This window comes from Mesorhizobium sp. L-8-10 (genome assembly GCF_016756635.1).
In the GTDB taxonomy this organism is placed as follows: domain Bacteria; phylum Pseudomonadota; class Alphaproteobacteria; order Rhizobiales; family Rhizobiaceae.
Genome location: NZ_AP023263.1, coordinates 2680649 through 2703159, shown reverse-complemented (window position 1 = coordinate 2703159; position 22511 = coordinate 2680649). Strand labels below are relative to the sequence as shown.

Sequence of the window (22511 nt, the reverse complement as noted above, 5' to 3'; positions counted from 1 at the left end):
CCGCATCCTTGGCCGCCTCCCGGCGGTCCCGATCCATACATCACAATCACTGAATGGGGTACCACATGTCACTCTCCATCAGCCTCACCATCAATGGTGAGCCCCGCGACATCGTGCTCGACGACCCGCGCGTGACGCTGCTCGACCTGTTGCGCGAGCGGCTGGTCCTGACGGGCACCAAGAAAGGCTGCGACCGCGGCCAGTGCGGCGCCTGCACCGTGCTCGTCGACGGACGGCGCATCAACTCTTGCCTCTCGCTCGCCGCAAGCCTCGACGGGGCCGAAATCACCACCATCGAGGGCCTGGCCGACGGCGAAACTCTCCATCCGGTGCAGGCTGCCTTCATCGAACATGACGGTTTCCAATGCGGCTACTGCACGCCGGGACAGGTCATGAGCGCGGTCGGCCTCATCCTGGAGGGCCATGCCGGCGGCGACCCCGAGCGCATACGCGAACTGATGAGCGGCAACATCTGCCGCTGCGGCGCCTATCAGGGCATCACAGAAGCGGTGCTGGAAGCCCGCAAGACCATTGCCGAACGCAGCCGGAGGGACGCGGCATGAACCGGTTCGACTATATCCGCCCGGCCAGCGTGCCGGAGGCCGTTGCCGCGGCGGCCGAGCCGGGATCGGCCTATCTCGCGGCCGGAACCAATCTGCTCGATCTGATGAAGATCGGCGCGGCGCGGCCGCGGCGGCTCGTCGACATCACCCGCCTGCCCGGGCTCGATCGCATCGAATGGCTCGACGACGGCAGCGTGCGCATCGGCGCGCTCGTCCGCAATGCGGACCTCGCCTATGACGAGCGCTTCGCGCGGAGCTTCCCCGCGGTGGCCGAGGCGCTTCTTTCAGGCGCCTCGCCGCAACTGCGAAACGCGGCAACCGTGGGCGGCAACCTGATGCAGCGCACGCGCTGCGCCTATTTCCAGGACCTGTCCAGCGCCTGCAACCGGCGCGCAGCGGGGTCGGGCTGCGATGCGCGCGGCGGCGAGAACCGCCTTCACGCGGTGCTCGGCTGGAACGAGCATTGCATCGCCACGCACCCCTCCGACTTCTGCGTGCCGCTCGTGGCGCTCGATGCCGTGGTCGAGTTGGAAGGCCCTCGGGGCGTCAGGGAGATACCACTCGACGCGCTGCACTCCCTGCCGGGCGCGGCACCACAGGAATCGGCGCTGGCGCCGGGCGAACTGATCGTCGCGCTCCGCCTTCCCGCCGAAGCCGCGGTCTTCGCCCGCAATGCGCGCTATCTGAAACTGCGCGAGCGTACCTCCTATGCCTTCGCCGTCGTTTCCGCCGCCGCCGCGCTCGATGTCGAAAACGGAACGATCCGCGAGGCGCGCATCGCGCTCGGCGGCGTGGCAGCCAAGCCCTGGCGCGCGTCGGAGGCGGAGGCGTCGCTGGCCGGCACGCCGCCGACAACGGCCGCCTTCGCGAATGCGGCCGAACTGGCTTTGGCCGACGCGAGGCCGTCCGGCGACAACGCCTTCAAGATCGAACTGGCGCGCCGCATCGTCATGCGCGCCTTGTCCCTGGCACTGGAGGGGACGCCGGAAGCCATGCCTGCGCTGCCGGCCTCGCCCTTCTCCACAATTCCCGGATCGAACCATGTCTCCTGATACCGCTTCTCCCCAATACCGTCGCCACGGGTCCAATGCCGGCCAGCCGATCACGCGCCGCGACGGCGTGCTCAAGGTGACCGGCCGCGCGACCTACGCCGCCGACAACCATCCCGAAGGCATGCTCTACGCCGTGACGGCCGTCAGCAGCATCGCGCGCGGCCGGGTCACGGCGCTTGATGTCCATGCCGCCAGGGCTCATCCCGGCGTCGTCGAGGTCCTGACGCCAGCCAACCGGCCGCCTTTGGCGCACGATCCGGACGAAAAGATGCCGCCCTTCGGCTTCCGCGTAGAGGTGCTCCAGGACGATAAGGTGCGCTATGTGAACCAGCCGATCGCCATGGTGATCGCCAAGACACTGGAGGCGGCGACCGAAGGGGCCGCGCTGCTCAGTCCACAATATGAGGTCGAAAGTGCCCGGACAGGGCTCGACAATGGCGATCGCTACGCGCCGCCTGCGGTCGGCATCGGCGCGCCGGCGCGCACGGGCCATGGCGACGTCGAGGCGGGCCTCGCGGCCGCCGCCAGGGTTACGGAGGCCGACTATGTCACGCCTGCGCAATATCACAACGCGATGGAGCCCCATGCCGTGGTCGCCCAATGGGACGGCGACCATGTCACCCTCGATATGCCCAACCAGGCGCTGGCGCTGAGTTGCGCTGCCTATGGGGCCTATTTCGGCATCCCGGCCGAGAACGTGCTCATCCGTTCGCCCTTCCTCGGAGGCGGCTTCGGCTCGAAGGCGATCCTCAACGGACCGCAGATCCTCGCCATCCTCGCCGCGCGCATGCTCGGCCGGCCGGTCAAGCTGGCCCTCACGCGGGCACAGATGTACGGCCCCGTCGGGCATCGTGGACGTACCTGGCAGAAGTTGCGCATCGGCACCGATGAAGAGGGGCGCCTGACTGCGCTTCACCATCATGCGGTCGGCGCCACCTCCAGCTTCGACGAGTTCATCGAGCCGGCGGCGAATGCCTCGCTTCCGCTTTATGCGAGCCCCGCCATCCTTGCCGAACATGAAGCCCTGCGGCTCGATGCCGGCACGCCGGGCCCGATGCGCGCGCCAGGCGAAGCATCCGGATCGGCCGCGCTCGAAGTCGCCATGGACGAGGCGGCCGAGGCCTGCGGCATGGACCCGCTCGAGTTCAGGCTCGTCAACTACGCCGAGACTGAGCCGGGCACCGGCAGGCCGTTTTCGTCCAAGGCCCTGCGCGAATGCTATGCCGAGGGCGCGAAACGCTTCGGCTGGTCCGACCGCCCGCTCCAGCCGCGCAGCATGCGCGACGACAACGGGTTCCTCGTCGGTTGGGGCATGGGCACGGCCGTGTTCCCTTGCCCGCATTTCCCGGCCGAGGCGCGCGCCACCGTGCGCGCCGACGGCACGGCGCTCGTGGAAACAGGCGGCGCGGATATGGGCCAGGGCGCCTGGACGGCGCTCGCCCAGATCGCGGCGGAGACGCTCGGGCTCGACGTTGATCAGGTCGAACTGCATTCAGGCCTGTCGAGCCTGCCCGACGGCGGCATTGCCGGCGGCTCCGGGCACACCGCCAGCGCGGGCCTTGCCATCCACAATGCCGGCGAGGATGCGATCGCCAGGCTTGCCGAACTCGCGACGGCCGATCCCCGGTCGCCGCTCTTCGGCGCCGGCAATGTCGGCGTCGTGGCGCGCTCCGGACGGCTTCATCGCAGCGACGATGAAGGGCGCAGTGAAACCTATGCGGAAATCCTGCTGCGCGCGGGTCGGCCCGAGGTCGTCGGCATGGCCAAGGCGGCCCGCGACCCGGACGTGGCCGCCGCCCACTCGATGTATTCGCACGGCGCGGTCTTCGCCGAGGTCAAGGTCGATCCCGACCTCGGCCAGATCAGGGCGACGCGTCTGGTCGGGGCCTTCGCCGCGGGCCGCATCATCAACCCGCGCCTCGTCCGCAGCCAGTATTTCGGCGGCATGATCTGGGGCGTCTCCTTCGCGCTCCAGGAGGAGGCGGTCACGGACCCCAGGACGGGCCGGATCATGAATGCCGACCTCGCCGAATATCACGTGCCGGTCAATGCCGACGTACCGTCGCTCGATGCCATCCTGATCCCGGAGCACGATGCCCACGTCAACCCGCTCGGCGTGAAGGGTGTCGGCGAGATCGGCATCACCGGCACGGTGGGCGCCATCGCCAATGCCGTCTGGCACGCGACCGGCGTGCGCGTCAGGCGATTCCCGATCCGGCTGGAGGATGTCCTGGTCAACTAGAAGACGCCCGCAAGGTGACGGCGAGCGCGCACTCCGGCCACTCTGCGCGCCTGATACCCCTCATCCGACCGCGCGGAGCCTGTCCTCGGGCTTGCCGGAGGCAAGGCCCGTGGGCGCGGCCACCTTCTCCCACAAGGGAGAAGGCTGAAGCCTGGCTTTGCCGGCTCGACTGGCGGAACCGTTGCCGCAGCGTTCCCTTCTCCCCTTGTGGGCCCCTTGTGGGCCCCTTGTGGGAGAAGGTGGCCTCGCGAAGCGAGGTCGGATGAGCAGGATTTCCTCATACAAGGGGTTCTCCTGCGATGTGCGCGCGCAGGCAACGCTCATCGACTGCTGCCCCGAGCCCGCAGCCATTTCTTCGCGATGCGACAGACCATCGTATAGGCCGGATCGAACACGTTGCCGACGTCGTAACGGACGACTTGCCCCATGAGGTGGCTGGTCGCTGCCGGGGAGAGCCCATAGTCGCTGGTCAGCCACTCGAACATATCGGTGGTGGCGTGCTGCAGGGCCTGCTCGAGCGGCCGCGCATTGCCGACGGAGAAGATGTCGGTGGCGCTCTCGCCGCGCGGCCAGACGAGCGTGCGGCCCTTTTCCACCGTCAGCCGCACTTCCACCTCGAAGCAGGTTTCGATGCCGGTGCCGACGATCTCGCCGTCGCCCTGCGCGGCGTGACAGTCGCCGAGGAAGAACAGCGCTCCCGGCACGGCGACCGGAAACCAGACGGTCGTTCCCGGACAGAAGCCCCGATAATCCATGTTGCCGCCGTTCTCGGCGCTGGTCGCGGTCGAGAAGGCCTGCCCGAGGGCGGGCGCCACGCCGAAGCAGCCGATCATCGGCTCGAGCGGCAGCACGAAATCCTCAAGGCCGGGCACGGCCGGGTCGAGCGAGACCGTGAGTGCCTGCCGGTCGATCCGCCAGTTCACCTTGGCGCGCGGCGGCAGGCGCCGGACGAATTCCGGGTCGACGACATTGCCGGCGAGCGAGCCGCGGGTCCAGCCATGGTCGCGGATCGGCGTCATGCGAAGGATCTCGACCTTCAGTGCATCGCCCGGCTCGGCGCCGGTCACGAAGATCGGGCCGTTCATCGGGTTCGGCTCGGAAGCGCGCTGCACGCCGTCCTTGTCGATCCCATGGGCATCGACGGTTTCGGTGATCACGGTGTCGCCGGACGCGACCGCAAGGGCCGGAGGCAGGGTGCCCAGGACATTGTGCCAGGCGGATGGGCGGAAAAGATGTGTCGTCATGGCCGAAGGGGTAGCCGAGCAGCGGCGGCATCGCAAGCACGCGCGGCGCCGGGCTGCTTCACCAACGTGTCGGCGGCAAGGCCAGGACGCTTTCCGTGACCCTGATTGAAAGCGAGCCTTTTCAGGTCAAGACGTCGGAAAGGCCGCCCGTCGGCGGATGAGTTCGCCGAAGACGTCCCGCGTGCCGGGCACCCCTGCCCTTTCCGGGTTCCGGCCCCGGCCCGCGAGGCTTCATGCGCCATGCGCTCGACGATCTCGCCGATGTTCTTGCCGCGCGCCGGATCCTTGAGCCGATCGCAGATCTGACCAAGCGTCTTGCCGTCCCGCGCCGTCTCGATCGTGCCAGGTGCCATTGGGGTGGCCCGGAATGCTCTTCAGCGTCTCGACCTAGCCGACCACTTCGACATTCTCGGCCGCGTGGCAGGTTCCGCACATCATGTCCGCCACGTAGACTTGCCCCCGCGTCCGAGAATTGCCGTTCTCCTTTACTACGCAATGGCATGTCTGTAGTCTGGACCCTGTCTAGAATGGATTTGCGTTAGAGACTTCGGGCCTGACAGGAGAGTGGGCGCTACGCCCAACGCCGTCTGTCAGGGTTGGAGGCTGAAAAGCAATGGACCTGACCAGGCGCGACGTGTTGAAAGGCGGCTGCTCGGGCGGTGCAGTGCTAGCATGCGCGTTCCTGGCGCCGGCGGAGGCATCCGACGCCGACCAGGTGATGGAATTCGTCGGGCAGCAAATCGGGGGAGTGGTCACCGCGTCGGACAGCGTTCACCTCGTCATGCCGGCGACGTTCCCTACCGGCTATACGGTCCCGATGGAACTTCGGGTGGACAGTCCCATGACAAGGGACGATCATGTGCGGCGCATACGCGTCTTCGCGCCCGAAAACCCCATTGTCGAAGTCGCTGGTTTCAACTTTGTGCCGGGGCGCAGCGTCGCGCGGGTGTCGACGCGCATTCGATTGGCCAAGCCTCAAAACGTCGTCGCGGTGGCCGAGATGAATGACGGCAGATTGCTGGCGGCCAGGACATGGGTCGACGTCGCCAGCAATGGCTGCGCCTGAGGCCCCTGAGGGAGACGGATCCGTGACGGCCCCCAAACCGCGCGTCATCGTACCGGATACAGCCGTGAAGGGGGAAATCTTCTCCGTCAGGGCCATCATCAGCCACGACATGGAAACCGGGCTGCGCCTCGACGAGAACGGCGCGGTCATACCGCGCAGGATCATCAACAGATTTGCCTGCACCTATCTCGAAACTGAAGTGTTCAGCGTCGATCTTCATGAGGCCGTTTCGGCCAATCCCTTCTTCGAGTACTTCCTGACCGCGACGGAGAGCGGCCCCTTGGAATTCGTCTGGGAAGAAGATGGCGGCAGGGTGTTTTCATTGTCTCACGATCTGGTGGTCCGTTGAGGGTGCGAACCGGACCGAAGGACTTGCGGCTCCATCATCAGGGCGCGCGGGCGAGCCGCGTCGGCGCGCTTGTTGGGGCGAGCCTCGTTCTGCTCGGTGCGCCGCACGTCGCAGCCGGGAACGAACAAGGGCGTCAGATCGCCGCCACCTGCGCGTCGTGTCATGACCCGGCCGGAGGCGAGCAGGGAATTCCGACACTTGTCGGCCTGGACGAGCAGGCGATCGTTCGCGCGCTGAAGGCCTATCGAACGAGCGAAGCGCCGAGCCATGTCATGCACGCGGTCGCGCTGTCGCTGACCGACGAGGAGTTCGCCAGCGTCGCACACTACATTGCCACGAGCAGCGGTCGGACCGGTTCGCCATGACGCGATGGACGCGACGCAAGTTTGTTGGCCTGACGGGAGCGAGGCTGCTGGCGGCGGCGGATCCGAAAGCGGCCCTGGCCCAGGCTCTGCCTCGCGTCGTGGTGGTCGGGGGCGGCATCGGCGGAGCGACGGTCGCCAGATACCTTGCCGCCCTCGCGCCGCCGATCCACGTCACCCTGGTCGAGCCGAAGGAGCGCTATGTCACCTGCTTCTTCAGCAATCTCTTCCTGGCCGGCTTGCGCACGCTCGATTCGCTCTCCCACGGCTATCGGTCGCTTGCCGAGAAATCCGGTGTAATGATCGTCCACGAGGCGGCGACCGGCATCGATCCCGTCGCAAGGACGGTGGAACTGAAGAGCGGGAGCCGCCTCCCCTACGACCGCCTCGTCCTCGCCCCGGGCGTCTCCTTCAGGCTCGACGCCATCGAGGGTTATGACGAGGCGGCCACCGAGGTCATGCCGCACGCCTGGAATGCCGGCCCGCAGAGCGTGCTGCTGCGCCGGCAGCTGGAAAGCATGGAGGACGGCGGGGTCTTCCTGATCGTGGTTCCGCCGGACCCTTTCCGATGCCCGCCGGGTCCCTACGAACGGGCATCGCTCGTCGCCGACTATTTCAAGCGGCACAAGCCGAGGTCCAAGATACTGATTCTCGATGCGAAGGATGCCTTCAAGCCCCAGGACGTCTTTCAGGAAGCCTGGTCCCGCCACTATCCGGGCATGATCGAGTGGCTGCCCGCACAGTTCACCGGCGCGACAAAAGCAGTCGACGTCGGTACCCGATCCGTGATCACAGAAGGGGAGACTTTCAAGGCTGCGGTCGCAAATGTCATTCCGCCGCAACGTGCGGGGGCTCTGGCGATCGAGACGGGTTTGGCCGACAAGTCCGGCTGGTGCCCGGTCGATCCGATGACGTTCGAGTCGACATTGCAGCGAAATATCCACCTCGTCGGCGACGCCATCATTGGAGGCGACATGCCGAAATCCGCCTTCTCCGCAAATAGCCAGGCCAAGGCATGCGCCTTCGCGATAGCCGCGGAACTTGCAGGATCACGGCAGTTTGCTCCCCACCTCTTCAACTCCTGCTACACGTTTCTCGCCCGCGACGACGCGTTCACCAACGCCCTGAACTTCCGGCCCGATCCGGTCACCGGCAAGATCAAGGTCGTCGACAGCTTCGTCAGCAAGGTTGGCGAAAGCGCCGAACTTCGCCGGAAAACGGCGCGCCACGCAATCGGCTGGTACGCTGCGTTCACCCGCGACACCTTCGGCTGATTACGTCCTCATCCGCCTTGCACCGCAGAACGGGTCAGCGCCGGAACAAGCGCGCCGACGCCGTCCAGCTCCGTGTCCGCCTGCCGTGTCCGGGTCGAAACCGGTTCGGGAAGCCGGCAAAGCCTCAGCGAGTTGACGACCAGGAGAAGGCTGGAACTTGCCATCACGGCGGCGGCCAGGACCGGTTGCAGCAAGCCGAGCGCTGCAAGCGTCAGGGCGACCAGATTGTACCCGAACGCCCAGACGAGATTGGTGATGACCGTCCGCCTGACCATTCGGGCGACCGAGACGACCCAGGGCAGCATCCACAGGCCGCCCGAAGGCAACAGGACGGTAGCCGTCTCGCGTGCCAGGTCGGTGGCGCTGCCGACGGCAATGCCGATGTCGGCTTCCGCCAGGGCAAGCCCGTCATTCAGGCCGTCGCCGACCATCGCCACGACCGGGTAGGTCTGACGGAGATGATCGAGCGCGGCGCGCTTTTCCTCGGGCGACAGCCCGGCCGCAGTGTCCTCAATGCCGACCGCGGCGCCGATCCGGCGCCCGGCCTGTTCGAGATCGCCGGTCAGGATCGCCACATGCAGCCCGAGGCCTTGCAGTTGCCCGATCGTCGAACGCGCTTCGGGAAGGGGGGTGTCGTCGAGCGCCAGCACGGCACGAACGCGCCCTGTCCAACCGACCTGGATCAACGAATGGCCGCTGGCCTCGAGCGTCTGTGCCCGCGCGCCCAAGTCGGGTCCAGCCTGCCAGCCCATGTCCTTCATCAGGGCGCCGTTGCCGGCCGCCACGGTTTGGCCGCCGATGCTGCCGAGGACGCCCCGACCGGGCACCACGCGGACGTCCTGAACCTTGGCCGGCTCCAGACCCCTCTGGTTGGCCGCGGCCATGACCGCTCGCGCAAACCCGTGTTCGGAATGCCGCTCCAGTCCGGCGGCGCGGGCAAGCACCTCGTCGCGCTCCACCCCGTCGGCATCGACGCCGACGATGCGAGGGGTCCCGGACGTGAGCGTCCCCGTCTTGTCGAATGCAAGCAGCCGACAACGGCCCAGCGCCTCCAATGCGGCGGGGTCGCGAACGAGACAGCCGCTACGCGCGAGCCGCCCGATGCCGAGCGAGGTCGCAAGCGGAGCGGCGAGACCCACCGCACAGGGACAGGCGACGACGAGCACCGCGAGCCCGGCCAGAAGGGCCTGGTCGAAGGGAAGCGAGCGGGCCCACAAAACGGTCGTCAGCCCGCCGAGAACGACGACAAACGGCACGGACATGCCGACGACGCGATCGGCGACCCGCTGCAGCGGGCTGGGACGGGACAGCGCCTCGCGGACCGAATGGCAGATCCCCGCCCAGCGGGTCGAGGTCCCCGCGGCGGCGCTCTCGATCAGGAGCGGCCCGTCGAGGTTGACACTTCCGGCGATCACCGTCGAGCCGACGCCCTTGACGATGCGGCGGCTCTCGCCGGTGATGGCCGCCTCATCGGTGTGAGACTCACCCTCGACAACGACGCCGTCGACGGGCACACGCTCGCCGGGCATGGTCCGAACCAGCATGCCGGGGCCGATGTCGCGCACGGGGCGGCGCGTCTCGATACCGTTTTCGACGACCGTGGCGCTTTCGCTCTCGGCGGCGAGCAGCGGCTCCAGGTCACGCGCGGCCTTGGCGCGCCCGGCTGCCTCGATGTAGCTGCCGAGGGTGAACAGCATCAGCACCATCGTGGCGGTATCGAAATAGACATGCTGGCTCCGCTCGAACATGGCGAACACCGAGTAGGCGTAGGCAGCGGTCACGCCGAGCACGACGAGAGCGGCGGAGGTGAGGCGTCCCTGTCGCGCATTGATGATGGTCTCCCGCAGATACGGTTCCCCCAGAATGACCAGGGCAGGCGTCGCGAAGATCCACAGCAGCAGGTGGATCCACGGGATCAGCCAGGCATCGGCATCGAAGGCGCCCGCATAGATCACCAGGCTGACAAGCATGACGTTCATCGAGAGAAAGCCGCCGACGCCGAGGCGGATCAGGAGCCACGTCGCCTCGAATTCCTCGTTCCTTCCGGTCTTCACCTGATAGGCGATGCAGCAGCCGTAGCAGCAGAAAGAGCACGCCTCGCCGTCGAGCGTTCGCTGCATCGGGCGTAGCCCGAGCGGCAGGCGACAGTGGGTACAGAAATCGCCGGCAGACGTCATCATCCGGCATCCGGCTCCGCGTGGCCGACGTTTTCGATGTGCGCCTGATGATCCGGATGCGCCTCGAACGAGACGACGCCGCGCCAGATCGTGATCACGCCGAGCGCAAGAATGAAGCTGCCGGCCAGCCAGACTCCACGCTGCCGCCACGCCGGCGCCAGGACGCGCGCCAGACCGCCCATCGTCAGCATCGCCGGAAACGTCCCGAGGCCGAAAGCCAGCATGACCAGGAAGCCGGAAAGAGGAGCGGCCGTGCTGCCCGCCTGGGCTGCGAAGGCATAGACGAGAGGACACGGCAGGAAGCCGTTGAACACTCCGAGCGCGATCGGGGCCGCCTGGCTCCGGGCCGCAATCAGGCTGCGCAAGGACATGGCAAGCGTACTCCCGCCAAAACCCATCGCGACGCGGCGGAAGCCGTGGAGCAAGCCGAAGAACTGCAACGCCATGGCGATCATGAGAAGTCCGGCGACGACGGCAAGAACCCGCTGCGCGGTGTCGAACTGACCGGAGGGCAAGGACGCGGGCGCGCCTGACGTCGTGCACACGGCTTGACCCAGCGCCCCTGCCAACGCGCCCAGAAAGCAGTAGGTCGTCAGGCGACCGAGATTGTAGAGAAGGTGGCGCGCGACAGTCGCGGCGCCGCCGCGCGGATCGCGGCCGAGGGCGCAGGCGAAGCCGCCGCACATGCCGATGCAATGAAAGCTGCCCAGGAATCCGGCGCCGAAGATCACCAGGTAGTAGGCCGTCATCTGCAAACTGTCCTGTCGCGGACGGGAGCGATCGACCGTGGACCCGTCCCGCTACCGGCGGATGAGCCACACCACCCACGCGAAAAAGGCGATGTGGAGGACCGCGCCGCCGAAAAACGCGATCACCTGGAAGACGCTCGCATCAGCTAGGGAGAAGGCGGTTTCTGCAAGCATGCTGCTCCTCCCGATCAGAAAGCGACGAGCAGGACGTTCGAGGCAAGGGCGGAGACCAGAATGACGAAATTCAGGACTGCGGCCGCCAACACGAGTCTGGCTGCCCACATCTTACGCTCCTTTTGACCTTGCACTAGCCGATCCTCCCCGGTCCGATCCCGCCCCAATATTGGTAGGCGTAGTAGAGCCCCCAAAGGAACATGACCCCATAGACCACGAGCAACCAGATGGGCAGGCGGCCATGTCGCGCCTGCACCTGGCCGCCGCCATAGTCTTCCAGGTCGTCGCTGGGCGAATGTTCATCGGGATTGTTCGGCGCGGGATCTGTTTTCGTCACTTTCGATCTCCCTTTCACAGAACCTCTTGGCTTCCTCGTCGGCGCCGTGGAATGCCCCCGCGAGAACGGCCCAGACAAAGACGCAAAGCGCGCCGAGGCTCATCAGCATCGCGCTCGCATAGGGTCCCGTGATCTCAAAGCCTTCCATGGTTCGATCGTCCTTCTGGCGAAGCCCTTTTCGTACCGATCATCCTCCGCCGCCCTCCCCGGCAGCGCCGGCGCTGCCGGGATCGTAAGCGGTCGCCGGAGTGGCCGCATTCAGCTCGAGGTCATTGAGCGCGGCACGCTGCGCCTCGACGATCGCCAGGGGTTCAAGCGTGAGCGGATCCTTGTAGGCTGAGAGCGAAAGAACGTAGTAGGAGAGCGCCCACCGGTCTTCCTCGGGCAAGGCATCCCGATAGGAAGGCATGGGCGTACCGCTCAGCCCGGTCGTCATGGTGCGGAAGATGTCTTCGACCGCCGGCCCCGACTTGAACTGCCCGCTGGTGAGGTCGGCAGGCACGATCGCAAAGCCCAGGTCGTCCTTCAGCCCGGCAGCTTTTTCGCCATCACCTTTCCCGCCCTGGCCATGGCATTCCCAACATTTCGCAACCTGCCAGGTCTGCTTGCCCCGATCGAGCATCTGCTGGGACGGAGCCGGCGGCTTGCCGATGTAGAGAGGAGGGCCGGGCGGCTCCTCGACGAAATATGCATAAGGATTGGCCGGATCGGACCGGTCTACCGCAAGCTCGTATTTGATGTACTGGATCACGGCGAGACGATCGTTGAGAGGCAGTTCGTACCAGGCCGGCATCGCCGTTCCACGCACGCCCCGGGTTATCGTGCGCAGCAGGTCGCCGTCGGTCGGCAGAGGCTCCTTCGTCAGCCTGAACTTGAACACGGCGACATTGAAGTTGCGCGGGCGCTGGTTGAACATGAAGGTCGCCGCGGGCCCGTTGCCATCACCGTTTTCGCCGTGGCAGCCAAGGCAGCGCCGCTCGTAGACCTGCTTGCCGTGACGGATCCATTCTTCCGAACGCGGGATCGTCGCGTCCATGACCTCGAGTTGCTGCGGCTCGAACAGGTCGCGCCACTTGCCGCGGTTCATGCCGAGCTTCTGGACATAGGCCACGAGCGCCTCCAGATCTTCCGTCTCGGCGGCGATCTGCACCGTGTCGAGGTCGAATTCCTCGTTGGGCAGTTGGATGACCGGCGCCTTGCCGCTGGCTCTTCTCGGCACGAACAGCAGCCCGTCGGAATTCGGCGTCAGCCGGATCTGCTGCTTGCTGGCGAAATCGAAGAGTGCCTCGGTCCTGGGGGTCTTCTGCAAGGTGCGGCCGCCGGCCCCGTCGTCTACGATCCCCACCCGCTCATCCTGGCTGTCGAACAGGCCGCGATAGGGCGCCATCACCGAGTCCGGCGACAGCATTCGCGGATCCCAGAAGTGGGCATAGTGCCATTCGTCGCTGAATTTCAGGCCGACGCGCATCAGGTCAGGGCCGATGCGGCGGGTGCCGAACAGATGCGGCACGTCGAAGGCATATTCACCGGATTCGGTCACCGGCCCCCAGCGGCGCGTCTCGCCGGTTACCGGGCGCACATATTGCGAATGACAGTACCAGCAGCCCTCGCGCAGGTAGACGGCGCGACCAAGCTGCTGCTGGGGCGTATAGTCGGTCGCATCGGTGATCATCCATTTCAACTGGCCGAGATCCGTGCGAACCACCGAGCTGACGCGGGTGGTCCGCGCCGAGGGCTCGAAGAAAGGCAGGAAGCCCTGGATGATCACGGCCGCGAAGAAACAGAAGATGCCGGCGACCAGAGTGACGAAGCGCCCGCTCATTCGGCGGCTCCGCCAGCCGGGACCGGAGCGACGCCGAAGCCGACGCGTTCGTCGGCCGGGGCCGGTCGCGCGAGCGCCGTCAGCATCAGATTGATGACGAGCAGCGTCATGCCGATGTCCATGCTGATGCCGGCCATGGTACGCACGAACCAGTAGGGCCGCATCGCAAGCACCGTGTCGAGCCATTCCGTGCCGGCCATCCACTGGAAGCCCTGTTGCAGGCCGCCGGCGGTCAGACCGAGCCCCATGGTGGAGATCCCGGCCGTGATCAGCCAGAAGGCCCAGTTGCCCATTTTGAAGGACCAGAGCTCGCGTCCGCATGCGCGCGGCCAGACGTAGAGCAGTCCGCCCATCGCCCACACCACGAAGGTGCCGAATACGGTGAGGTGGGAATGCGAAATGACGAAGTCGGTGAAATGTGTCGGCTGCTGAATCTGGCGCAGCGCCTCCGTCGATCCCTGGAAGCACCCGAAAAGATACATGATCGCGCCCATGATCAGGAACTTCGCGGGCAGGTTCCGTCCAAAGCCGTCCCAGCGGCCCATCACCGTGCCGAAGAAGTTCACGAGCACCGTCCATACCGGGATGATCAGCAGCATCGAGGTCACGATCGCGATCGTCTCGGCCCAGTCGGCGATAGGGCTGTACAGATAGTGGTGTATGCCGACGAAAGGATAGAACAGCGCGAGCGACCAGAAGCCGACGAGCGAGAGCTTGTGGGCGTAGATTGGATTGCGCACGCTGATCGGCAGGAAATAGTAGATCAGCACATAGCCGGCCGGCGTCAGCCACAGCCCGACGATGTAGTGAATGTAGAGGCCATGGAAGGCGGCGCTGTTGATGCCGGTGATCATGTAAGGCAGGAGGATGCCCAGCACGAGGTTCATCGTCGTCCAGACGAAGGCACCGATGAGGTACCAGAGCGCAACGTAGAGCGGCGGCTCGAGGCGCCTGGCGATGGTCAGCAGGAACTGCGCGGTCGCGACGGCGACGACGAGAAAGATCGGGATCTTTGCGAACAGCGGAAACTCGCCGGCCTCGAGGCCATGGTTCTCGCCCAGCGGCAGCGCGATCAGTGCTGCCGCGGTCGTGACGTTCCAGACCCAGGCGAGCGGAACGTTCCACCGCGACCATGGCACCCGCACGCCGCAAAGCCGGGGCACCAGATAGTAGCATTCGCCGATGAAGAGCGAGGAAAAGGCGCCGAAGATAACGCCATTGACATGGACCGGGCGCAATCTGCCGAACGTCGTCTCCAGCTGGGTGCCGAGATAGTCGGGGAAATTGAAGAGGCCCGACAGCAGCACGCCCACCGACGGCGCGACGAGGAGCCAGAACATGCCCCAGTAGAGCCACGTTCGAACCGCCGGCCAGTCGACCAATTCATCAAGGTCGACGCCTTCGAACCTGCCCCGCAAGACTGTTCCTGTCTCCGACACGGCACCTGTCCCTATGCCACGGTCGTCTCGCCGCGCATTGTTCCCCTTCCCGGCAGGGGACGATACCGGGCGCGAAGTCACGCGGGCGAGGCCGAGCCTCGCCCGCGCCAAAGCCTAGTACTTGCCGGGCACCAGCACCGAGCCGCTGTTCGACCAGTAGATGTAAGCCTCCAGGGCCTTCATCGCCTCCGATTCCGGATCGATCTTTTCGCCCTGATTGGGCTTCTCGATGCACCAGTTGATCATGTCGCGCAGCGTTGCGAACTTGGCCATCGACACCTGGAACTTCGGGAACGCATGCGGGTGGGTATCGGCGGCCATCGGATGGCACATGGCGCAGGCCCACCCGGTGGTCGACAACTTGACACCGAGCTGCTCGGCGGTCGCCGCATCACCATGGAAGAGGAGATCCCCCTTCCTGACTTCCGCCATGAAGGCTTCCTGGTATGCCTTCAATTGCTTCGGCGTAACCGGATCCTTGTTTGCGCTGGCCGGCACCATCAGTGCGGTCGCGCATGCGCCCGCAAGGGCGCAGTGCCGCAGGCAGAGGAATGCTGAATTGGTCCACATGGCCATTCCTCCTATGGATTCGCGAACGGATACATGTTGTCGGCGATGCGCGGGCGTATCACCTCGGAAATGCTCTTGGAGTAGTCCTCCGGCGACTGGATGAAGACCTCCTTGCGGCCCCACATGATGTACTCGACGTCCACGTTGTCGTCGGCGGTCACGTTCACGGTTTCCCACCCCACCCCATCGAAGTGATCGCCGGGGTCGGCGCGTATCATCGGCTTGGTCAGCTTGGGCACACCTTCCGGGGCATAGGGCCACGGCCACGAGGTCGCCAGCATGCCGATGGAGCGCATGGTGCCGATCTCGTTGTAAAGCACCTGATGCACATGGCCGTGGATATTGGTGACCTTGGTGTAAGGCCTCAGGACATCGTGCACCTCGCGCCAGTCGCGCACCCAGAAGTTCCACGGCGGATAGTATTCGTAGAGCGGATTGTGGCTGAAGATGATGACGGGCTGGTCCTTGCCCCAGTCGGCCAGCGTCTTCTCCATCCAGTCGAGCTGGTCGCGGCCGACACCCGCCCACGGCCCGGCGACCGTGCCGTCGAGCGTCGCCATATGGCCCATGCGCTCCTCCGGCGTCATGTTCTTCGCCGTCCAGTAGTCCGGGCCCCGGCTCACCGTGTCGAGACCGATGAAGCGCACGCCCTTCAGGTCGAAGGTCCAGTTGCTCTCCCCGAAAAGTTCCATCCACTTCTTCCCCATGTCGAGGTACCAGTCGTGCTCGCCGGGGATGTAGTGTTTCGGAATGGTGACGTCCTTCAGCAGTTCGACGCCGAGCTCCAGCTCTTCGATCTTGCCGAGCTGGGCGAGGTCGCCGCCGAAGATCAGGAACTCCGCGGGCGGGTCCATCGCCTGGACTTCCTGCGCGGCCCGCAGCGTTTTGTCGACGAAGCGCGTGTTGAGCGATCTCGGATAGAGATGCGTGTCCGAAATCCAGGCGAATTTGAACGGCGCCTCGGCGGCGTTGGCGACGTCGATCGTATTCAGCAACGGCCACCATGCGAACGTCTGGCCGACGGTGGCGGCGCCGAACAGGAGCGACTTGTGGATGAAAGTGCGCCTGGTGATCTGAAGCGAGTCGTCCGGGCGCACTCCGGGCGGCTGCAGCACTGCGTGCATCTCTCGACGCAGGCGGTCAAGCTCGTCGGACATTGGGTTTCCTCCTGGCCCATTGGACCGGTCAAAAGAGCCACCGATCCGAGACGAGGCGGACGCAGCCCCTCGGCCGCGTCATTTTATGGCAGTCTTATTGCTTCTTCAGTTCGACCTCCAAGGTCGTGGGCTGGCCGCCGGCGACGGTAACCTGCGTCTCGACCGGCCCGGTGAAGGGCTGAACCGCGACAAGCTTATAGTCGCCCGGCGGCACGTCGGTGATGCTGAACTTGCCGTCCGCGCCGGTCACCGCGTAGTAGGGATTGTCCACCACGTAGATCCAGCCCTCCATCCAGCCATGCGCGTCGCAATCGACGCGGACCGTGCCGACACGAGGCAGGTCGGTCGGAATGCGCTGCCCCTTGTTCGGCAAGGCAAGATTGAACGCAGTGCGCTTGCCGTAGTAGCCGTGGGTGTTGTGGAGCACGGGATCGCTGTTGACGATGTCGATGCCTCCGGGTGCGATCACCTGGACCTGGGGTTCGAATCGGCATTTGATATTGTCGAGCTCGGGCTTCTTGCCGGACTCGGGCCAGTCCTTGCCCTTGGCGACTTCGGCCAGATAGACCACGGCACTTTCGACGGCCTGGCCTTCGCCCACGCGGATCAGCGGTTCCTCGCGCGGTTCTCCGCAAACCTCCACGTCCTTGGTGGGTATGATCGTTTGCGTCGGCACGTTGCCGCGATAGACGACGGTGCCCTCGATCGTTCCGCCGCCTTCGACAGGCCCGATTTCGTAGGCTTGCGCGGGCAAGTCAACCATTGCCGCCCCGCCGAACGCAAGCGCTCCTGCCATGAGAATTGCGGCTCTCATCGCAGCGCTCCTCCCGTTGTCATTTCGGGCGTTGCCACAGATAATATTTAGAATTAGTCTAGAATCAACTAAAAAACACGATCTTGTGTTCGAGGAAGATCGGCAAGGGCTCGATAGGCACGTTTCGGGAGGAGAGACGGCCATGGGAGGAGGACCTTACGGGCTTCGCGATTCGGTCCATCCCGCGGAAGGTTCGGCGGACCGATCCCGTGCAGATCAGCCGGGCGGCAATATGCGGCAGCATCATCGGAACTACGAAAACTTCTTTTCCGAAGCGATAGCGCGACCGCAGTTCGAGCGACGCTATCGGGTTCTCGCCGAACCTGAAGCGGATCGTCGGCCGGTTTCCCCGAACCGTCTGGCTCGCCGAAGCGATCGTCGACATGTGGGACCGGCTCAGGCGAAACAATATCGCTCGCGCAGCAGCATGACCCTCTGACGGTTCTGTCCAAGGGCCGCCTTCAAAAGGGAGCAGTTTCGTGACAGCCAAGCAGATCAAATTCTCGTCCGAGGCTCGCGAGGGGATGTTCCGTGGCATCGACACCCTTGCCGGAGCCGTGAGCGTCACGCTGGGGCCGCGGGGCCGGAATGTCGCCATCGACAGATCCTTCGGGGCCAGGATCACCAAGGACGGGGTGTCGGTGGCCAGGGAGATCGAACTCGGCGACAAGTTCGAGAATATGGGTGTCCGGATGGTGCGGGAGAGCGCCATCAGAGCCTCCTATCTGGCCGGCGACGGCACTACGACCGCCGTCGTCCTTGCGCGCGCAATCCTGAGGAACGGCACCAGGGCCGTTGCAGCAGGCATGAATCCCATGGACATGAAGCGCGGCATCGATCGCGCGGTCAAAACGGTTGTCGCGGAGCTCGGGAAGAACGCCAGAAGCGTGGTTTCGAACGCCGACATCGCCCATATCGGCACCATAGCCGCAAACGGCGACATCGAAGTGGGGCGTATCATCGCCGACGCCATGGGCAAGGTCGGCAACAGCGGCGTCGTCCTGGTCGAGGAAGGAACGACCTTGCGGACCGAACTCGAATTCGTAGCCGGGATTCAGTTCGACCGCAGCTACATCTCTCCTCATTTCGTCACCAACCGAAAGAAGATGGCTGTGGAAATGGAGGATGCCCTCGTCCTGCTCAGCGAGAAGAAGCTCTCCAATACAAATGAATTGCTCCCGCTCCTGGAGAAGGTAGTCCAGACGGGGAAGCCGCTCCTCATCATCGCTGACGACTTCGAAGGCGAGGTCTCGGCGGCTCTGATCGTCAACAAGCTACGCGGCAGTCTCAAAGTTGCAGCGGTGAAAGGTCCTGCCTACGGAGACCTGCGCAGGTCCATTCTGCAGGACATCGCGCTGCTGACGGGCGGAACGGTTCTGTCGGACGAACTCGGCTTGAAGCTCGAAGAACTGCAGCTCGACTTTCTGGGCCGCGCCAAAAAGGTGACGGTAGACAAGCAGAATACGACCATTGCGGGAGACGCCGCCGGCAGGGGGGACGTCGATGCCCGCATCGTTCAACTCAGGGCCCAGCTCGAGGAGAACCCTTCCGACTATGACCGCGAGAAGCTGCAAGAGCGGCTGGCCAGGCTGACCGGCGGCATCGCCGTGATAAGGGTCGGCGGCGCCACCGAAATCGAGGTCAGGGAGAAGCGGGATCGCATCCGAAACGCCGTACATGCCACGCGTTCCGCGCTGGAGGAAGGCGTGCTGCCGGGTGGCGGGGTTGCGTTGCTGCGGGCAAGCCGTGCGATCGGCAATCTCGAGACCGACAATGCCGATCAAAACGCCGGGATCGCGATCGTCCGCGATGCGATCACTTGGCCGGCGCGGCAGATTGCGACGAATGCCGGGCAAGACGGCTCCGCTGTCGTGGCGAGAATTCTCGAGAGCACCGACAGTGCCTTCGGCTACGATGCCCAATCGGGCCGATACGGTGATCTGTTGTCGATGGGCATCATCGACCCCGCGAGAGCCGTGCGCTTGGCGCTTGAGGGTGCTGCTTCGGTGGCTGGCCTTCTCATCACCACGGAAGTGATGGTGGCCGAGCTTCCCGGCCCGCCACCGCCGGAGCTTCCCGGTCATCACGACCACGACGATCACCTCGACATGGAGTTTTGAGCCAAGGGTCAGCCACGTCCGTATAGCTTTCCTCGCCCGGAAGGCGTGAGGCTTTCTCGACCTCTGAGCGCCATGACAGAGGGAAGAGTTATTGCGTGTCTTGCGATAGCTATACTTCTGGTCTATCGAATCTGCACATTGCAGGGCGAAGATGCGAGGTTCGATCGCAATGGGACATGAGCCTGCCGAGAGCTTGAAGCCTGCCGACTGGGTATCGGAGCGACTGCGCCATGCCGGACTGCGGCCGACGCGCCAGCGTGTCAACCTGGGTCGCGTCCTTTATTCCAAGGGCAACCGCCACGTCTCGGTCGAGGAGCTGCATGCGGAAGCCGAGGTGGCAGGCTTTCGTGTGTCGCGTGCGACGGTCTACAACGCGCTGCATCGATTTACCGAAGCCGGCCTTGTGCTCGAAGTCGTCCTCGACAACGGCCGCACCTATTTCGACACCAATCTGAGCGACCATCATCATTTCTTTGTGGAAGGGGAAGGGCGGCTGATCGACGTGGTCGCCGACATTGCGGTCGATCGTTTGCCAAAGCCTCCCGAGGGCATGGAGATTACCTCGGTGGAATTGATCATGCGGGTGCGCCGTCGATCCTGACCATCGCAACGTCGCGCTCTTTTCTCCGGATGCGCCTTTTTCTTCGCTATCAACCTGCCGTTTCGATTGGCTGCTGCGCAGCCAACAACCCAAGGCTCTGGCCTATCTGAAGCATTGCGCATAAAGTAGCACAGCTAAAGCATGTCTCCCGAAAGTGGACACCGGTTTCGGGAAAAAGACATGCGCCAAATCAAGAACCTACAGCGTGTCGCGTGGATCCTTTTTCACGCGACACGCTGTAATTGAGGTGCTGCGTCTCGATGGAATGCACTTCGGCGGTTGGAGCTTCGGATACCCCTGATCGGATGGCGGAGGAACTGCGCAAGGCGGGCCTGCGCCCCACGCGCCAGCGCGTCCAGTTGAGCTGCCTTCTCTTCGGCAAGGGCCATCGCCACCTTTCGGCCGAGGATTTGCACTTGGAAGCCGAAGCGGCAGATGTCCATGTCTCGCTTGCCACAGTCTACAACGCCCTGCACAAATTGACGCGGGCGGGGCTCCTGCGCGAAGTCGCCGTCGATAGCGGCCGTGCCTATTTCGACACCAACGTCAGCGATCACCATCACTTCTTCGTCGAGGGCGAAGGACGGCTCATCGACCTCGTCGGCGACATGGGTATCCAGCACCTGCCGGAACCTCCCGAGGGCACGGAGATCACCGCCGTCGAACTGCTGGTGCGCGTTCGCCGCCGGTCTTGACTTCCGGCAGGCCATTTCGGTCACGGAGCCGTCTGCCGGCCTGGATCGCGCCGCGTCGAACTCAATGAAGACGAAATCGGATTTGTACCCCGCATTGGACGCCAAACGCATCCGGGAGGCTTGCACCAAGGCGGCGCTTCCCGAACAGGAGGACAAAAGCCCCGCTTCCACCAGCCGCCCGGATGATCGCGCGGTCGTTTCGTTCAGGTCCGCTCACCGATGTGCTGCGGCAAGACTGTGTCGTCAATGCCGCTCAGCGAGGTCGACGGCCCACCCCGTCAAATGCTCTTCCCGTTCGAGGAAGCGATGCGCGTGGCCGCGCCCCGGCCGCCGCTCGGCACCACGACGAGTTGCTTGATCTTGCCCTGCTTGAAGGCCTTCAGGAAGCGATTGTAATCCTTGAAGGCGACGCAGCCATGCGATTCCGCCCGGCCCCCGCGCAGCAGGTAGCTGTGGGTGAGGAAGCCGTCGCGCCCGTGCTTGTTCTTGCCGTCCACCGGCAGCATGCGGATCGCCTCGACGCCGTGGAAGCGTTTCTCGCGCATTTTGAGGTTGTAGGTGTGCGGAGGGGTCGGCCCGTTCATCTTGACATGGGCGTAGCGTGGATTGTCGGCCATCTTGCCGATGCCGGAATGTGCCTCGAGCACCGAGCCGTCGGGCATGTAGACCTTGGCGGCGCTGATGTCGTAGACGGCCACGCCGTTCCCGGCCTTCGGCCCGCCGCCGAACATGTCGCGCAGCGTCCGGCCGAGGCCGCCGCCGGACCGCGTCTGCGAGGGATCGTCCGGCCGCGCATAGGCGAGCTTCTGCTGTTTCGGCTTCTCGCGCTCGTCGGCCTTTCTGGGTTCATCCGGCTTGGGTTCGGCCGCTTGCGGCGCTGCCTGTTCCCCAGCCTGCTTCCCGGCGGGTTTTTCCGCCTCGGCGGCAGGCTTTGCAGCCTGCTCGCCACGTGGGCGAAACTGCGGCAACGGACCGTCGGACGGCAGGGCGGCGGAGTCGGTATCGAGGTCCTGGGCCGCCGCTGCCGGGTCCTCGTCCCATTGCGGCGCAAGCAAGGTCGAGAGCGCGGCCCCCGCCGAACCGCCCGGCGAGGGATCGGCATAGGCCAGCAGGGCGAGCGGCTTTTCGCTCGAGCCGAGGGCCCGCGGCGCGAAACGTTCGGGTGTGGGCGCATCGGACCTGGCGGCGCGCTCGAAGAGTCCGGCCAGCTTGTCCGAGGTCAACGCGGCCTCTTTCACCACCGCATCGAAGCGCGTCGCCTTGGCATTCTTTCCTGCAGTCGGCCCGGTTCGGCGGGCTGATTTGGCGGGGCCGGCAACAAGGCTCGCCGCCACGACCGGCTGCCCCGCCGCGATGACCTGCCTGGGCGTGCTGGCGATCCTGGCCTGCTTGTTCGAGGGGCGTTCCTTCAGCCGCTCCACATAGAGCTGCGGCCGCGGCAAGAGTTGGCCCGAGCCGGGAGCGAAGGAACTGCCCATCGCCAGTATGCCGGCCGCCGACCATGCAGCCGTGCCTGCAAAGGCAGCTCCGAAGCAAGTGATCAGCAGTGGACGCAACAGACGACGAATATGCCCTGCAGTAACGACTTTACTCATTCACGCTTATCAAACCAGCGAGCCCCGCAAAGGTCTTCGGTCGGCCAAAGGCCGGCGCGGCGTGACTTCTGGATTGTCCCCAACTTTACCGAGTGACCCGGAAAGGATG

General features: G+C 65.1%; 21 protein-coding genes. 10 read left to right on the top strand and 11 right to left on the bottom strand.

Annotation, left to right across the window (positions count from 1 at the left end; translation table 11 throughout):
* Nucleotides 1–65 precede the first annotated feature (65 nt).
* From JN280_RS12630 to JN280_RS12620, 3 genes are read left to right on the top strand one after another with little or no spacing between them, the layout of a single operon-like run.
* Complete coding sequence (locus JN280_RS12630) at nucleotides 66–563, top strand: (2Fe-2S)-binding protein (RefSeq protein WP_202312589.1); 498 nt, start codon at nucleotides 66–68, stop codon at nucleotides 561–563.
* Nucleotides 560–1615 carry an FAD binding domain-containing protein gene (locus JN280_RS12625; RefSeq protein ID WP_202312587.1) on the top strand — a complete coding sequence of 352 codons (1056 nt, stop codon included), beginning with the start codon at nucleotides 560–562 and terminating at the stop codon, nucleotides 1613–1615. The genes JN280_RS12630 and JN280_RS12625 overlap by 4 nt, the downstream gene beginning before the upstream one ends.
* Nucleotides 1605–3857, top strand: coding sequence for a xanthine dehydrogenase family protein molybdopterin-binding subunit (locus tag JN280_RS12620; RefSeq protein WP_202312585.1), 2253 nt, complete (start codon nucleotides 1605–1607; stop codon nucleotides 3855–3857). The genes JN280_RS12625 and JN280_RS12620 overlap by 11 nt, the downstream gene beginning before the upstream one ends.
* Nucleotides 3858–4177: 320 nt before the next feature.
* On the opposite strand, the gene JN280_RS12615 is transcribed toward JN280_RS12620, so the two are convergent.
* Nucleotides 4178–5101: an acetamidase/formamidase family protein gene (locus tag JN280_RS12615; RefSeq protein WP_202312584.1), complete on the bottom strand. Its 924-nt coding sequence runs from the start codon at nucleotides 5099–5101 to the stop codon at nucleotides 4178–4180.
* A gap of 613 nt (nucleotides 5102–5714) precedes the next feature.
* On the opposite strand from JN280_RS12615, the gene JN280_RS12610 reads away from it, so the two are divergent.
* From JN280_RS12610 to JN280_RS12595, 4 genes are read left to right on the top strand one after another with little or no spacing between them, the layout of a single operon-like run.
* On the top strand, nucleotides 5715–6167 hold the full coding sequence (locus JN280_RS12610; protein WP_202312583.1) for a thiosulfate oxidation carrier protein SoxY: 453 nt from the start codon (nucleotides 5715–5717) through the stop codon (nucleotides 6165–6167).
* A gap of 22 nt (nucleotides 6168–6189) precedes the next feature.
* A complete protein-coding gene (soxZ, locus tag JN280_RS12605; protein WP_244743269.1) occupies nucleotides 6190–6516 on the top strand; it encodes a thiosulfate oxidation carrier complex protein SoxZ in 327 nt (108 codons plus the stop codon).
* 23 nt (nucleotides 6517–6539) lie between these two features.
* Nucleotides 6540–6881 (top strand): c-type cytochrome, encoded by a 342-nt coding sequence (locus tag JN280_RS12600; protein WP_244743268.1) that lies wholly within the window; start codon nucleotides 6540–6542, stop codon nucleotides 6879–6881.
* On the top strand, nucleotides 6878–8152 hold the full coding sequence (locus JN280_RS12595; protein WP_202312581.1) for an NAD(P)/FAD-dependent oxidoreductase: 1275 nt from the start codon (nucleotides 6878–6880) through the stop codon (nucleotides 8150–8152). Before JN280_RS12600 ends, JN280_RS12595 begins: the two co-directional genes overlap by 4 nt.
* Before the next feature lie 8 nt (nucleotides 8153–8160).
* Here JN280_RS12595 and JN280_RS12590 read toward each other — a convergent pair whose 3' ends face one another.
* The 9 genes from JN280_RS12590 to JN280_RS12555 all read right to left on the bottom strand — a co-directional run bounded on the left by JN280_RS12590 (nucleotide 8161) and on the right by JN280_RS12555 (nucleotide 17340).
* Nucleotides 8161–10332 carry a heavy metal translocating P-type ATPase gene (locus JN280_RS12590; protein WP_244743266.1) on the bottom strand — a complete coding sequence of 724 codons (2172 nt, stop codon included), beginning with the start codon at nucleotides 10330–10332 and terminating at the stop codon, nucleotides 8161–8163.
* Nucleotides 10329–11078: a sulfite exporter TauE/SafE family protein gene (locus JN280_RS12585; protein WP_202312580.1), complete on the bottom strand. Its 750-nt coding sequence runs from the start codon at nucleotides 11076–11078 to the stop codon at nucleotides 10329–10331. Before JN280_RS12585 ends, JN280_RS12590 begins: the two co-directional genes overlap by 4 nt.
* A gap of 51 nt (nucleotides 11079–11129) precedes the next feature.
* The gene (locus tag JN280_RS39990; RefSeq protein ID WP_274609080.1) at nucleotides 11130–11252 is read right to left on the bottom strand and encodes a hypothetical protein; all 123 of its coding nucleotides are present in this window, start codon (nucleotides 11250–11252) and stop codon (nucleotides 11130–11132) included.
* Nucleotides 11253–11385: 133 nt separating this feature from the next.
* On the bottom strand, nucleotides 11386–11589 hold the full coding sequence (locus tag JN280_RS12580) for a hypothetical protein (RefSeq protein WP_202312579.1): 204 nt from the start codon (nucleotides 11587–11589) through the stop codon (nucleotides 11386–11388).
* A gap of 187 nt (nucleotides 11590–11776) precedes the next feature.
* Nucleotides 11777–13411 (bottom strand): cbb3-type cytochrome c oxidase subunit II, encoded by a 1635-nt coding sequence (locus tag JN280_RS12575; RefSeq protein ID WP_202312578.1) that lies wholly within the window; start codon nucleotides 13409–13411, stop codon nucleotides 11777–11779.
* Nucleotides 13408–14850, bottom strand: coding sequence for a cbb3-type cytochrome c oxidase subunit I (locus tag JN280_RS12570; RefSeq protein ID WP_202312576.1), 1443 nt, complete (start codon nucleotides 14848–14850; stop codon nucleotides 13408–13410). The genes JN280_RS12575 and JN280_RS12570 overlap by 4 nt, the downstream gene beginning before the upstream one ends.
* 114 nt (nucleotides 14851–14964) lie before the next feature.
* The gene (locus tag JN280_RS12565; protein WP_202312574.1) at nucleotides 14965–15420 is read right to left on the bottom strand and encodes a c-type cytochrome; all 456 of its coding nucleotides are present in this window, start codon (nucleotides 15418–15420) and stop codon (nucleotides 14965–14967) included.
* Between the two features lie 11 nt (nucleotides 15421–15431).
* Nucleotides 15432–16577, bottom strand: a complete 1146-nt coding sequence (locus JN280_RS12560; protein WP_202312572.1) for a metallophosphoesterase family protein — start codon at nucleotides 16575–16577, stop codon at nucleotides 15432–15434.
* A gap of 94 nt (nucleotides 16578–16671) precedes the next feature.
* The gene (locus JN280_RS12555) at nucleotides 16672–17340 is read right to left on the bottom strand and encodes a carboxypeptidase regulatory-like domain-containing protein (RefSeq protein ID WP_202314714.1); all 669 of its coding nucleotides are present in this window, start codon (nucleotides 17338–17340) and stop codon (nucleotides 16672–16674) included.
* Nucleotides 17341–17870: 530 nt separating this feature from the next.
* Between JN280_RS12555 and groL the strand changes: the two genes are divergently transcribed.
* From groL to irrA (JN280_RS12540), 3 genes are all read left to right on the top strand, one after another.
* Nucleotides 17871–19511 carry a chaperonin GroEL gene (groL, locus tag JN280_RS12550; RefSeq protein ID WP_202312570.1) on the top strand — a complete coding sequence of 547 codons (1641 nt, stop codon included), beginning with the start codon at nucleotides 17871–17873 and terminating at the stop codon, nucleotides 19509–19511.
* A 169-nt stretch (nucleotides 19512–19680) separates the two neighbouring features.
* On the top strand, nucleotides 19681–20112 hold the full coding sequence (gene irrA, locus JN280_RS12545) for an iron response transcriptional regulator IrrA (RefSeq protein ID WP_202314712.1): 432 nt from the start codon (nucleotides 19681–19683) through the stop codon (nucleotides 20110–20112).
* 305 nt (nucleotides 20113–20417) lie between these two features.
* Nucleotides 20418–20807, top strand: a complete 390-nt coding sequence (irrA, locus tag JN280_RS12540; RefSeq protein WP_202312568.1) for an iron response transcriptional regulator IrrA — start codon at nucleotides 20418–20420, stop codon at nucleotides 20805–20807.
* 278 nt (nucleotides 20808–21085) lie between these two features.
* Here the strand turns inward: irrA (JN280_RS12540) and JN280_RS12535 are convergent, their stop codons facing one another.
* The gene (locus JN280_RS12535) at nucleotides 21086–22402 is read right to left on the bottom strand and encodes a tlde1 domain-containing protein (RefSeq protein ID WP_202312566.1); all 1317 of its coding nucleotides are present in this window, start codon (nucleotides 22400–22402) and stop codon (nucleotides 21086–21088) included.
* Between the last annotated feature and the right edge of the window lie 109 nt (nucleotides 22403–22511).